At 63.1% G+C, this 11,700-nt stretch carries 13 protein-coding genes; 8 read left to right on the top strand and 5 right to left on the bottom strand.

The genetic code is table 11. The features are described from left to right. The first annotated feature begins 89 nt into the window (after window positions 1-89). Window positions 90-560, top strand: coding sequence for a VOC family protein (locus NKI31_RS08565; RefSeq protein WP_023685112.1), 471 nt, complete (start codon window positions 90-92; stop codon window positions 558-560). A gap of 177 nt (window positions 561-737) precedes the next feature. Here the strand turns inward: NKI31_RS08565 and NKI31_RS08560 are convergent, their stop codons facing one another. Then, the gene (locus NKI31_RS08560; RefSeq protein WP_023685113.1) at window positions 738-2,330 is read right to left on the bottom strand and encodes a peptide chain release factor 3; all 1,593 of its coding nucleotides are present in this window, start codon (window positions 2,328-2,330) and stop codon (window positions 738-740) included. A 138-nt stretch (window positions 2,331-2,468) separates the two neighbouring features. On the opposite strand from NKI31_RS08560, the gene NKI31_RS08555 reads away from it, so the two are divergent. Beyond that, entirely contained in the window at window positions 2,469-3,542 is a 1,074-nt protein-coding gene (locus tag NKI31_RS08555) for an NAD(P)/FAD-dependent oxidoreductase (protein WP_023746652.1), read from the top strand. Here the strand turns inward: NKI31_RS08555 and NKI31_RS08550 are convergent. From NKI31_RS08550 to NKI31_RS08540, 3 genes are all read right to left on the bottom strand, one after another. Next, the gene (locus tag NKI31_RS08550; RefSeq protein ID WP_023746651.1) at window positions 3,536-4,909 is read right to left on the bottom strand and encodes an amidase; all 1,374 of its coding nucleotides are present in this window, start codon (window positions 4,907-4,909) and stop codon (window positions 3,536-3,538) included. The genes NKI31_RS08555 and NKI31_RS08550 overlap by 7 nt on opposite strands. 315 nt (window positions 4,910-5,224) lie before the next feature. Further along, window positions 5,225-6,019 carry a class II glutamine amidotransferase gene (locus NKI31_RS08545; RefSeq protein WP_023746650.1) on the bottom strand — a complete coding sequence of 265 codons (795 nt, stop codon included), beginning with the start codon at window positions 6,017-6,019 and terminating at the stop codon, window positions 5,225-5,227. Between the two features lie 15 nt (window positions 6,020-6,034). Next, the gene (locus NKI31_RS08540) at window positions 6,035-6,289 is read right to left on the bottom strand and encodes a DUF6356 family protein (protein ID WP_023685117.1); all 255 of its coding nucleotides are present in this window, start codon (window positions 6,287-6,289) and stop codon (window positions 6,035-6,037) included. Window positions 6,290-6,403: 114 nt separating this feature from the next. Between NKI31_RS08540 and NKI31_RS08535 the strand changes: the two genes are divergently transcribed. The 6 genes from NKI31_RS08535 to NKI31_RS08510 all read left to right on the top strand — a co-directional run bounded on the left by NKI31_RS08535 (window position 6,404) and on the right by NKI31_RS08510 (window position 10,993). Further along, window positions 6,404-6,874, top strand: coding sequence for an Lrp/AsnC family transcriptional regulator (locus tag NKI31_RS08535; RefSeq protein WP_023746649.1), 471 nt, complete (start codon window positions 6,404-6,406; stop codon window positions 6,872-6,874). 85 nt (window positions 6,875-6,959) lie between these two features. Further along, on the top strand, window positions 6,960-7,445 hold the full coding sequence (gene dut / locus NKI31_RS08530) for a dUTP diphosphatase (RefSeq protein WP_023698959.1): 486 nt from the start codon (window positions 6,960-6,962) through the stop codon (window positions 7,443-7,445). Next, window positions 7,446-8,105 carry an HAD family hydrolase gene (locus NKI31_RS08525; protein WP_352515279.1) on the top strand — a complete coding sequence of 220 codons (660 nt, stop codon included), beginning with the start codon at window positions 7,446-7,448 and terminating at the stop codon, window positions 8,103-8,105. Between the two features lie 176 nt (window positions 8,106-8,281). Then, complete coding sequence (locus tag NKI31_RS08520) at window positions 8,282-9,100, top strand: hypothetical protein (protein WP_352651209.1); 819 nt, start codon at window positions 8,282-8,284, stop codon at window positions 9,098-9,100. Window positions 9,101-9,177: 77 nt separating this feature from the next. Beyond that, window positions 9,178-9,981: an isocitrate lyase/PEP mutase family protein gene (locus NKI31_RS08515; protein WP_352651207.1), complete on the top strand. Its 804-nt coding sequence runs from the start codon at window positions 9,178-9,180 to the stop codon at window positions 9,979-9,981. 13 nt (window positions 9,982-9,994) lie between these two features. After that, window positions 9,995-10,993 carry a proline racemase family protein gene (locus tag NKI31_RS08510; protein ID WP_023692651.1) on the top strand — a complete coding sequence of 333 codons (999 nt, stop codon included), beginning with the start codon at window positions 9,995-9,997 and terminating at the stop codon, window positions 10,991-10,993. Window positions 10,994-10,998: 5 nt separating this feature from the next. On the opposite strand, the gene NKI31_RS08505 is transcribed toward NKI31_RS08510, so the two are convergent. Further along, window positions 10,999-11,700 carry a sulfate transporter family protein gene (locus tag NKI31_RS08505; protein ID WP_023738129.1) on the bottom strand — a complete coding sequence of 234 codons (702 nt, stop codon included), beginning with the start codon at window positions 11,698-11,700 and terminating at the stop codon, window positions 10,999-11,001.

Raw genomic sequence — 11,700 nt, 5'->3', positions numbered from 1 at the left:
GTCCTTGGGACGACGGCAAGGGAATGGCACCATTTCTATAAGTCAGCCGCTTCACCTGTAACCGCAACCAAACACCCGAGGAGCATGACATGCAAAAGATCACCACCTGCCTGTGGTTCGATGGCCAGGCCGAAGAGGCGATGAATTTCTACGTTTCCATCTTCAAGAACTCGAAGGTACTGAGCGTGCTGCGTTGGCCCGAAGGCCATACCGATGCCGGCAAGGCGCTGGTAACCACGTTCGAACTCGACGGCGTGCAGTTCCAGGCGCTGAACGGCGGACCGCAATTCAAGTTCAACGAGGCGATGTCACAGTCGATCGACTGCAAGACGCAGGAAGAGGTCGACTATTTCTGGGACAAGCTCATCGAAGGCGGCGGCGAACCGTCGCAATGCAGCTGGCTGAAGGACAAGTTCGGCGTCTCCTGGCAAGTCGTGCCGGAGCAACTGCCGCGCCTGCTTCTGGATCCGGACCGGGCCAAGGCCGGGCGGGTGATGTCGGCGATGATGCAGATGAGCAAGATCGATATTGCCAAGATCGAGGAAGCTGCGAAGGGGTGAGAAGCGGCCGCGTAGCGGACGAAAAGCCAATTGCTTTGCTTTTCGAGCTTCGAACGCCCTGAGCCACGCGAACGGCCGGCGCGCCTTGGAGCCAATTGACCCTTCAAGGTCGGCGCTGCCCCTCATCCGCCCTCGGGCACCTTCTCCGCGTAAGCGGGCAGAAGGAAAAGGGGCGCCTTACGCCGCCTTGTCGCGGACCTGGTAGTCCTTGATGGTGGCGAAGCGGATCGCCCTCCAGCGTTCGGCTTCGTAGTTCAGCGAGAAGGCGTTCTGGGCCAGAAACACCGGGTCGTTGTCGAGATCGCGGGCGATGTCGCCGCGATGCGCCTCAATGAAGCGAAGCGTTTCGGCCTTGTCGTCGGCAGAGATCCAGCGGCAGACCGAGAAGCGCGACATTTCGAATTCGACCGGCAGCGTGTATTCGAAATTCAGCCTTTCCTTCAAGACGTCGAGCTGCAGCGCGCCGACAACGCCGACGATGGCCGGCGAGCCGTCTTCCGGCGAAAACAGCTGCACGACGCCTTCCTCGGCCATCTGGTGCAGCGCTTCCTTGAGTTTTTTCGCCTTCATCGCGTCGCCGAGGCGCACACGGCGCAGGATTTCCGGCGCGAAGTTGGGTACGCCGCGGAACAGTATCTCCTCGCCTTCGGTCAGCGTATCGCCGATACGCAGCGTGCCGTGGTTGGGAATGCCGACGACATCGCCGGCAAACGCTTCGTCGGCGGTGACGCGGGTGCGGGCAAAGAAGAACTGCGGCGCCGACAGGCTCATCGGCTTGCCGGTGCGCACCAGCTTGGCCTTCATGCCGCGCTCGAGCTTGCCCGAACAGACGCGCACGAAGGCGATGCGGTCGCGATGGTTGGGGTCCATATTGGCCTGGATCTTGAACACGAAGGACGTCATCTTCTCCTCCGTCGCCTCGACCTTGCGGGTGTCTGCGTCCTGCGCACGCGGCGGCGGGCCGAAGGCGCCGAGCGCCTCGATCAGGTCGCGCACGCCGTAATTGCGCAGCGCCGAGCCGAAATAGACCGGTGTCAGATGGCCTTCGCGGAAGGCGTCGATGTCGAGCGGGCGGCAAGCTTCGCGCGCGAGCTCCAGCTCCTCGATGAAGGCCTCGCGCTCGTTTTCCGGCAGCAGGCCGGCGACGCGGTTGGAGTCGGGGCCGTTGACCGGCGTGCGGTCTTTCTCGGCATCGCCCCTGCGCACAGCGTTGAGCGCCAGGTGGTAGGTGCCGGCAAAAGTCTTGCCGCGGCCGATCGGCCAGGTGATGGGGGCAGTGTCCAGCGCCAACTTCTGCTCGATCTCGTCGAGAATTTCGAACGGGTCGCGGCTTTCGCGGTCCATCTTGTTGATGAAGGTGATGATCGGGATGTCGCGCAGCCGGCAGACTTCGAACAGTTTCAGCGTGCGCGGCTCGATACCCTTGGCGGCGTCGATGACCATGACGGCGCTATCGACCGCCGACAGGGTGCGGTAGGTGTCGTCGGCAAAATCCTCGTGGCCGGGCGTATCGAGCAGGTTGAAGACATTGTCCTCATATTCGAAGGTCATCACCGAGGTGACGACCGAAATGCCGCGCTCGCGCTCGATCTTCATCCAGTCGGACCGGGTCTGGATGCGATCCTTCTTGGCCTTGACCTCGCCGGCAAGCTGGATGGCGCCGCCGAACAGCAGCAGCTTTTCGGTGAGCGTCGTCTTTCCGGCGTCGGGGTGGGCGATGATCGCGAAAGTGCGGCGGCGCGATACCGCCTGTTCGATGTCTTCAGCCAATTTCTGGAATCCTGTCTGTGGCGCGGGCTTCTAGCAGCGCATTGCTGGCCTGTCGACAGTTTCGGGCCGGCAGGCCGACCACACTTGAGCTTGAATCGTTACGGTGGCATCAGAGGAGCCCATTCTGAGAGGTCCGGTATGAGCAGCGCTAAAGAAGTCATCGTCATTGGCGCCGGCATTATCGGGGCGTCCATCGCCTGGCACCTGACCAAGGCCGGGGCGCGGGTGACTGTGATTTCCGATAGTGGTGCCGGCGGCGTCGCCACGCCAAACTCCTTTGCCTGGATCAACGCCAGCTGGGGCAATCCCGAAATCTATTTCCGGCTGCGCATCCGTGCGATGGCCGAATGGAAGCGGCTGGCAAACGAGCTGCCCGGCCTGCCGCTCGCCTGGTGCGGCGGGCTGTGCTGGGATCTGCAGGCCGACAGGCTCGAAGCCTACGCGGCTGAGCACGCTTGCTGGGGTTACGGCATCGAACGCGTCGACGCCGGGCGGGCAGCGCAAATCGAGCCCAATCTCGTCGAGCCGCCGGAATTCGCTGTCTATGTCGCGGAGGAAGGCGTGGCCGAACCGGTCGCAGCGGCCAAGGCGCTGCTGGCCCACGCAGAACGGCAAGGTGCGCGCGTTCTCTCCAGTTCTGTAACCGCACTTGTCCAGACCGATGGCAGGATTGCCGGTGTCGATACATCGCATGGGCTGATGCCAGCCGAAGAGGTGGTGATCGCAGCCGGTGTCGGGGCGCCCGATATTGCCGCTACCGCCGGCATCAAGCTGCCAATCGAGACGCCGCCCGGTCTGATCGTCCACTCGCAGCCCTACAAGAAGCTCCTCAACGGGCTGGTGCATGCCGAAAAGCTGCATATGCGCCAGACGGCGGAGGGCCGCATCATCGCCGGCTCGGATTTCGCGGGGAGCGATCCCGGTGAGAATCCCGACGCCACGGCGCGCGAGCTGTTTGCAGCAATGAAGGCGGCTTTGCGCGGCGCCGACGAACTGGAATTCGATTTCCACACGGTTGGCTACCGGCCGACGCCGATCGACGGCTTTCCGATCATCGGCCGCGCCGAGGGCACGGAAGGTCTCTATGTCGCCGTCATGCATTCCGGCATAACGCTGGCGCCCGCGGTCGGGCTGTTCGCCACGCGCGAAATTCTCGACGGCGAGCGTGATCCGCTGCTGACGCCTTATGGGTTGGGTCGCTTTGCTCAGTAGCCCGGCGGACGCTTGAAGCCGCCGGTCAGCGCTTCGATCGCCTTGGCGATGCCGAGCAGCCGCGATTCCGACCAGCGCTTGCCGACCAGTTGCAGGCCGATAGGCAGGCCGTCGCGGTCTTGCCCGCAGGGCAGCGAGAGTGCCGGATGGCCGGAATAATTGAAGACCGCGCCATAGGCCGGTAGCATCCAATAGCTTTGCTCCTTGCCGTCGACTTCGATCGGCGTGCCGGGCTCACAATGCGCGAAGGCCGTGGTCATGGCGACCGGGCACAGCAAGGCATCGCAGGTTTCGAAGAACCTGTCCCAGGCCAGGATCGAGCGGTCGCGGCGAGCGAGCGCCTCGAACCAATTGGTGATCGGCGTTGGCTGCTCCGGCGGTTCGGGCTGCGCTGCCTCCAGCATCATGCCGATCAGATCGCCGCCCTGCTCCAGATCGTCATGCAGATCGATCTCAGGCAAGTTCGCTTCTTCCACAATCACCCCTGCTGATTGCAACCGCTTGGCCAGGCTTTCGACCGCGGCAGCGATTTTACCAGCCACCGGAAAGCCGGGGAAGGACGGCGCGACGGCGATGCGCAATGTCTTGAGGTCGAGCCTGGGCATGGCCTCTACGGGCACCGGCGCGAGGTCGGTGTCTGCTCCGTCCGGGCCGGCGATGATTTTGTAGATCAGCGCAAGATCCTCCACGCTGCGCGCCAGCGGGCCGAGGCAGGACATCAGCCGCACGCTGCGCGCCGCGCCGTTCGGATCGGGGAAGGCGCCGGCCAGCGACACGCGGTGCTCGGTCGGTTTCAACCCGTAGACGCCGCAAAAAGCCGACGGCAGGCGGATCGAATCCTGCATGTCGGTTCCGACATCGAACGGCGTCATCCCGGTCGCCACTGCTGCCGCGGCGCCACCGCTGGAGCCGCCTGAAGTGCGCGATAGGTTCCAAGGATTGCTGGTGCGACCGAACAGCGGATTGTCTGACTGCCAGTCGCCCAGCATGGTCGCGACATTGGTCTTTCCAATCAGGATGCCGCCTGCGGCTTTCAATCGGGCGACGACCGGACTGTCTGCCTTTGCCACATAGTCGGCGAATGGTGCGAAACCAACCGTGGTCTTCATATCAGCGGTTTGGTGCATGTCCTTCAACGTGAAAGGCACGCCATGCAGCGGTCCGAGCGCATCGCCGCGCGCCTGCACCGCGTCGGCTTGTTTCGCGCGCTCGCGGGCGCCTTCCCCATCGAGATTGACGACCGCGTTGATTGCGCCGTTGTGTCGGTCGATTTGGACCAGATGGGCGTCCAGAGCTTCGACGGCGGAGATCTTTCGCGCCGCGATTGCGGCGGCGAGATCGATGGTCGAGGAAAAGGCGAGGTCCATGATTGCTCCGGCTGCTGCCAAACGTATCGCGGTTTAAAACCAAGTTCAGCATTCGGAGATCATCGGCGCTTGATCAAAATTGCGCTTGCCGGTCGGGTTGAGGTTGGCGCTCTACGGCGCCCCCCCTCTGTCCTGCCGGACATCTCCCCCACTTTGGGCCCACTTTGGGGGGAGATTGGCAGCTTTGGCTTTCGGCGCACCTTTTCCTGCGTTGAAAATTGGCGAAGGCCGCCGTGACCTCCAATCTCCCCCCTCGTGGGGGAGATGTCCGGCAGGACAGAGGGGGGCGCGAAGGAATGCGGCCTAGACTAGGGCCTAGACGACCAGTGCCAGCCTTGCCACAACCGGCACGAACGGCCGAATGCTCATCCCATCACCCGTAATGGTCACAAAACTCGCGGGCGGGATGGCCTGCCATTCCCCGCCCTCGCGATCGAAAGGCTCCGACACGATGCAACGGCCGGCATTGCGCACCGACGTGTACAGCGTCGGCGCGTGATCGTCGCTGGCATAGCGCACGGCATACAGCGCCTTTCCATCCGAAAAGGCCGCAGTCAGTTTCAAGGCTGGCTCCGGACCGGCGCGGCGCGATGCCTCGATGACGCGGGCGGTGGCGCGCGATACTGCCCCTTGCGGGTCGCCAGCAAGACCCTCGTCGATCATCAGCAGGAAAAACAATTCGGAATCGGTGGTGCCCTCGCGCTGGTCGAAGACGGCGTCGCAGAGCGAGTTCTCCAGCGCGCGGCGGATCTTTTCGAAGCCGCCGATCTGGCCGTTGTGCATGAACGACCAGCTGCCGGAGATGAAGGGATGGCAGTTCATGCGGCTGGTGGCGCCGCCGGTCGACGCTCTGACATGGGCGAGGAACAGGCCGGATTTGATCTGCCGGCACAGGCTTTTCAGATTGGGATCCGACCAGGCCGGCAGGATGTCGCGGTAGAGGCCGGGCTCGGGCCGGTCGCCATACCAGGCAAGGCCGAAACCGTCGCCATTGGTCGGCGACTTGGCTTCCTGGGCGCAATGGCTCTGGGCGATGAGCGAGTGGCAAGGCGCGGTGACGACGTCCTCGAGGAAGACCGCGTCACCCAGATAGGCCGCCCATCGGCACATCGCTTCTAACCAATCCTAGGCGCGATCCAAGAGAGCCTGGGGCTCCTTGACCGCGTGCGAGCCTCTGTTGTGCGTCCGTTCATAGAGTTCGCGAACGATTCGGCTTGCCGTAGTTTCGAAGAGAAACGGCAAGAAAGCGTGAACGAGTGCCGCACCAGCGGCCATCAGGAGGCGCGAGCAGAACCAGGCGGCAAAGGCCATATGGCTGAAATAGGTCTCGCCCACCTTGGCCGGGTGAGAGGTGAACAGCTTCGAAAACAGCGTCGTCATGGTGATCCCTCCTGCCGGGATAAGCCCCGATGTGGGTATCCTGCCACGGGGTAAAGGTTCATCGGTCTCAATTTGTCCTTGTCTAACGCCGTCGTTCGGGACATTCATCCCAACATGGCGCTTGAATTCGATGAAATCGACCGAAGATTGCTGGCCGAGCTGCAACGCGACGGCACACTGTCGGTCGATCAGCTCTCCGAAAAAGTGTCGCTGTCGCGCAACGCCTGCTGGCGCCGGGTCAAGCGGCTGGAAGAGGACGGCGTCATCACCGGACGGGTGGCGCTGGTCGATGCCGACAAGCTCGGGCTCGGACTTTCGGTGTTCATCCTGATCCGCACCTCCAATCATGACCCGAACTGGCTGCAGAAGTTCCGTGCGGCGGTGACCGGTTTTCCCGAGATCACCGGGGTCTATCGCATGTCCGGCGATCTCGACTACGTGCTGCGCGCCCGCGTTGCTGACATGAAGGCCTATGACCGGCTCTATCAGCGGCTGATCGCCAAGGTGGCGCTGTCGGACGTTTCGGCCTCCTTCGTCATGGAGGAGATCAAGGAGACGACCGTCGTTCCGGTGGAATTGCGCTAGGTCACACTGACGCCTGAAAGAAAGCCGTTGATAGGCCTGCGGACGAGTTGACCGAATCGCCGTTCGCGCCGATAGGATCGATTTTATGCGCGCAGCCTTCCAAAATTCCTCCGTCATTGGTCCCACTGTCGGCTTCGTCAGGTTGCCGCATGGAGATGGACTTCCTCTTCCCGCCTATGAAAGCACCGGCGCCGCCGGCATGGATCTGCGCGCCGCGGTGCCGGAAGACCGGCCGCTGCTGATCCTGCCTGGCAAGCGCGCCTTGGTGCCGACCGGTCTGATCCTGGAAATTCCCGAAGGAATGGAAGGCCAGGTGCGGCCGCGCTCCGGCCTTGCCTTCAAGCATGGGCTGACCGTCCTCAATTCACCAGGCACGGTCGACAGCGACTATCGCGGCGAGGTTAAGGTGCTGCTGGTCAACCTCGGCGACGAGGATTTCGCGGTGACGCGCGGCATGCGCATTGCCCAGATCGTCTTTGCCGCGGTGACGCAGGTGACGGTTGAGGAGCGCTCGCTGGCCGGCGCCACGACGCGCGGCGCGGGCGGGTTCGGATCGACCGGCACCGCCTGAATGAGCATACCGAAACTGGTCATCTTCGACTGCGACGGTATCCTGGTCGACACCGAGAACCTTGCCAACCGGCGGCTTGCCGAGTGGTTTGTTGCCGCCGGTTATCCCACCACATTCGAATATTGCCGCAAATATTTTTCCGGCCGCAGCATGGCTGCGGTGCAGAAGGAAATCGAAGAGACGACCACGGTGCGGCTCGGCGCCGATTTCGTCGATCGCTGGAATGCCGGCCTGCCCGATCTGTTTGCGCATGGCGTCGAGGCGATCCCCTATGTGCGCGACTTCATCGAGGCGGTTCGCGCGGCCGGCATTCCCTATTGCGTCGCCACTTCTGCGCGTATCTCGAAGATGCACATCACGCTCGGCCAGACCGGGCTGCTGCCGCTGTTCGAGCATGCCATGTTCTCTTCGACCATGGTCAGCCGCGGCAAGCCGTTCCCGGACCTGTTCCTGCATGCGGCAAAGACCATGGGTTTTGCGCCGGCCGACTGCATCGTCATCGAGGACAGCGTTGCCGGCACGCAGGCCGGCATTGCCGCGGGCATGCGTGTCTATTCCTATCATGGCGATCCCTATTCCGACCGCGATGGCCTGGCCAGCGCCGGCGGCGTCCTGTTTGACGACATGCGCGAACTTGCCGGGCTGGTGCCGATCCACTGAAGCTGTGTTAGGTTCCGCGCGGCCAGCCTGAGGCGCCCATGCCAACGAACCTGCTTCGCTCCATCCTAAAGCGTTTCACCGTTTCATGGAAACGGCGAACCGCTCTATCTTTTTGTTTTGTTGCAATTTCCGGCCGGAAAACCGCACACACTTTTCCTGAAATTGCTCTAGCGCTTGTGCTGCTGCCGTGGCTTTGGACCGCAGCCAGCGCGCAAGCCGTCAGCTTCCCGGAATTCGGCAGCGCCATCCCCGGCCACATGGATGTGACCTATCTGGACCTCGCAAGGATGGTCATTCCCGGCCTCGCAGGTGACAGCAACGGTTTCTACCGGGGTGGATTGCCGATCGGGATGCGCCACATCGAGGGACCGGATGGCGGCGGTTCGCCGCCTGAGACATCGGGCCTCTCCAACGCCGGCGTGCTCGCCATCAAGGCCGGGGGCAAGGACCGGCTGGCGATGCTCTACGACCTCGGCGACTCTCCCGACAGCGCCGAAGGCTATGCCGTGCTGGCGCTCTACGACATCACAGACAGGCCGAAGCTGCTCGACGTCGTCAATGTCGCGCTCGACCGCGGCACCTATTTCCGTGAACCGGGCAAGCTTTCCGTTGGGCCGAACGACGACATCGTGATCACCATGAGCGCGCATTTCAATTCAAGCCAAAACTACGCGATCACGCCGCTGATCATGGTGCGCGACGACAAATTCCAACTGATCGACATGATCTTCACCTTCGATGAGAACCTGTGCGCCTACAGCCGCAAGCAGGATGTTGCTTTCCAGACGATCGCTGACGGACAGCCTTATGCCGCGGTCAAAGTGACGGTGACCGACGCCACGGTGCTCAACGGCGAGAGCTGCGACGACCAGCCGCCCAAGCCTGAAGCCCACACAATTTCCGTTACCTATCATTGGGACAAGAAGACGTTGCACTACGTCAAGGATTCCGATGCGCTGGACAAATTGGCAGGAGAGAACGCCAAACGCTTCTGAGCCAACCGCATTTGTTTGCCCGGTGCATTGCTGCACGATAGAATCTGCCGGCATTTCCGCATCTGAAGGGAGCACTCATGGACAAGGGCAAGATCTTTCGCGACCTGCACGCCTCGACCTTCGTCATGCCCAACCCCTGGGATGTCGGCACGACCAAGCTCCTGGCCTCCTTCGGCTTCAAGGCGCTGGCGACGACCAGCGCCGGTTTTGCCTTCTCGCGCGGCCTGCCCGATGGCGCAGTGACCTTCGAGGCGATGATCCACCATTGCCGCGAGCTGACGGCGGCGACCAGCCTGCCGGTGTCGGCCGATCTCGAGAAAGGCAAGGGCGACAGCGCGACGAGTGCCGCCGAGACGGTTTTTGCGGCCGAAGCGGCAGGTCTCGCCGGCTGCTCGATCGAGGACCATACCGGCGATCCCGACAAGCCCATCTATGAGTTTTCACACGCCGTCGAGCGCGTTGCAGCTGCTGCTGAGGCCGCACGGGCGCTCAAGCATGATTTCGTCTTCACCGCACGGGCCGAGAATTTCCTTTGGGGCAAACCGGATCTCGACGACACGATCAAGCGGCTGCAGGCCTTCGAAAAGGCCGGCGCCGATGTGCTCTATGCGCCCGGCCTCAAAGATGTCGAGACCATCCGGAACATCTGCTCGGCGGTGAGCAGGCCGGTCAATGTCATGGCACTCCCGGCCTTCACCATCGCCGACCTTGCCATGGCCGGGGTCAAGCGCATCTCGCTCGGTCCGTGGCTGACCAATTTCGCCTTCGGCATGCTGGAAACCGCGGCGCGCGAGATCCAGCAGGACGGCACGTTCGGCTTCACCCGGGCCGCCATCCCGTTCAGCAAATTGCAGGCGCTGTTTTCCAAATCCTCAGGCTAGGGGGTCCCGGCGCATGACGCTCACCGTCGTCGACATGCACACCGGCGGCGAGCCGCTCAGGATCGTCACCGACGGCTATCCAGACATTCCCAAAGGCACGATCCTGGAAAAGCGCGCCTATGTGCGCGACCACCTCGACCATTTGCGCAAGCTGCTGATCTTCGAGCCGCGCGGCCACTACGACATGTATGGCGCGCTGCTGGTGGAGCCCGACCTGCCCGGCGCCGAGCTGGCCGTGCTGTTTATGCACAACGAGGGCTATTCGACGATGTGCGGCCACGCCATCATTGCGCTTGGCCGCTACGCCGTCGACGAAGGGCTGGTGGTCAAGCAGGAGCCAATCACCACCGTCAACATCGAGGCGCCGTGCGGCATGGTCGTCGCCTCGGTCGAGGTCAGGGACGGCAAAGCGGGATCGGTGTCGTTCGAAAGCGTGCCGGCCTTTCTGTTTGCCCATGACCAACAAATCGAATTGGGGGGATACGGCAAGATTGCGTTCGACATCGCCTATGGCGGCGCCTTCTACGCGCTGGCCGACTGCCATCAATTCGGCCTGGAGTTCGGCCGCAGCCGGGTGCGCGATTTCGTCGACGCGGCAACCGCGCTGACCGAACGGCTGAAGGCGGCGTTCCCTCTATCGCATCCCGACCATGCCGATCTCGCTTTCCTCTACGGCACCATCCTCACCGATGGACACGATGCGTTCTCCGGCGAGGCAACAAAAAACATCTGCGTCTTTGCCGATGCCGAGGTCGACCGCTCGCCGACCGGCTCCGGCGTCACCGCGCGGCTGGCGGCAATGCATGCCAAGGGTGAGATCAACCCTGGTCAGGAGCGGTCCTTCGAAAGCATCGCCGGCTCGCGCTTTTCCGGAGCGGTGGCGCGCACGACCATGGCCGGCCCGCATGATGCGATCATCGCCCGCGTCGGCGGCCGCGCCTACTATTCGGGCCGGGCGGAATTCACCGTCGAGCCGGATGACGAATTGGGACGCGGTTTTCTTCTGCGTTGATAGGCCTATCGCCCGGCGCTCTCCCGCGCGCCGACCGCCTTGTGCAGATGCACCATCATGGCGGCGGCAAAGAGCGGCGTCAGCAGGTTGAGCAGGGGCACGGCGAGAAAGGCGGCAATGAGCAGCCCGGCCAGAAACACGGTGCCGGCATGTTTCCGGCGCAACGCCCTCGCCTCGTCTTCCGGGCGGAAGCGCATGGCGGCGAATTCGAAGAATTCACGTCCCAGCAGATAGCCGTTGACGATGAAGAAGGCGGCGATGTTGACGCCCGGAACCAACAGAAGCAGCAGGGCGACGATGTTGCCCAGGATGACAACGCCGAAGAATTTCACCGACAACACGAGCGAGCGCAGCGCCGGCATGGCGCGTCCGACGGGATCGGCCGGATAGTCGGTGCGCTCGACCACTTCGGCGATGTCGTCGAGAAACAGGCCCGCCACGATTGCCGTCACCGGCGCGATCAGCAGCGCCATCCCGAAGGCAAGCGCGATGGCAGCGATGATGCCGCTCAGCCATCCGGCCCAGGACGGCAGGCCGGGCAGCAAGGAGTGAACCCATGGCAGGGCCAGCCAATCGACAAGCCCGGTCAAGACGAACCACAACGCGACCAGCGCCAGGACGGTCAAGCCCAGCGTCTTCAGGAAAACCGCGCGGAATTCGGGAGAAAACAGCCGGCTGAAGGCGGCGCGGGCAGCGTTGAAGATCAC

The sequence above is a fragment of the Mesorhizobium sp. M0659 genome (assembly GCF_040320605.1).
Lineage (GTDB): Bacteria > Pseudomonadota > Alphaproteobacteria > Rhizobiales > Rhizobiaceae > Mesorhizobium.
This window is presented reverse-complemented; position numbering and strand designations above follow the sequence as displayed.

What these genes read in the sequence shown, in the direction of transcription:
- NKI31_RS08535 (WP_023746649.1), top strand. Translation starts at nt 6,404, where the DNA reads ATGGCGCTTGAATTCGATGAAATCGACCGAAGATTGCTGGCCGAGCTG.
- NKI31_RS08555 (WP_023746652.1), top strand. Translation starts at nt 2,469, where the DNA reads ATGAGCAGCGCTAAAGAAGTCATCGTCATTGGCGCCGGCATTATCGGG.
- dut (WP_023698959.1), top strand. Translation starts at nt 6,960, where the DNA reads ATGCGCGCAGCCTTCCAAAATTCCTCCGTCATTGGTCCCACTGTCGGC.
- NKI31_RS08545 (WP_023746650.1), bottom strand. Translation starts at nt 6,019, where the DNA reads ATGTGCCGATGGGCGGCCTATCTGGGTGACGCGGTCTTCCTCGAGGAC.
- NKI31_RS08565 (WP_023685112.1), top strand. Translation starts at nt 90, where the DNA reads ATGCAAAAGATCACCACCTGCCTGTGGTTCGATGGCCAGGCCGAAGAG.
- NKI31_RS08510 (WP_023692651.1), top strand. Translation starts at nt 9,995, where the DNA reads ATGACGCTCACCGTCGTCGACATGCACACCGGCGGCGAGCCGCTCAGG.
- NKI31_RS08525 (WP_352515279.1), top strand. Translation starts at nt 7,446, where the DNA reads ATGAGCATACCGAAACTGGTCATCTTCGACTGCGACGGTATCCTGGTC.
- NKI31_RS08540 (WP_023685117.1), bottom strand. Translation starts at nt 6,289, where the DNA reads ATGACGACGCTGTTTTCGAAGCTGTTCACCTCTCACCCGGCCAAGGTG.
- NKI31_RS08515 (WP_352651207.1), top strand. Translation starts at nt 9,178, where the DNA reads ATGGACAAGGGCAAGATCTTTCGCGACCTGCACGCCTCGACCTTCGTC.
- NKI31_RS08550 (WP_023746651.1), bottom strand. Translation starts at nt 4,909, where the DNA reads ATGGACCTCGCCTTTTCCTCGACCATCGATCTCGCCGCCGCAATCGCG.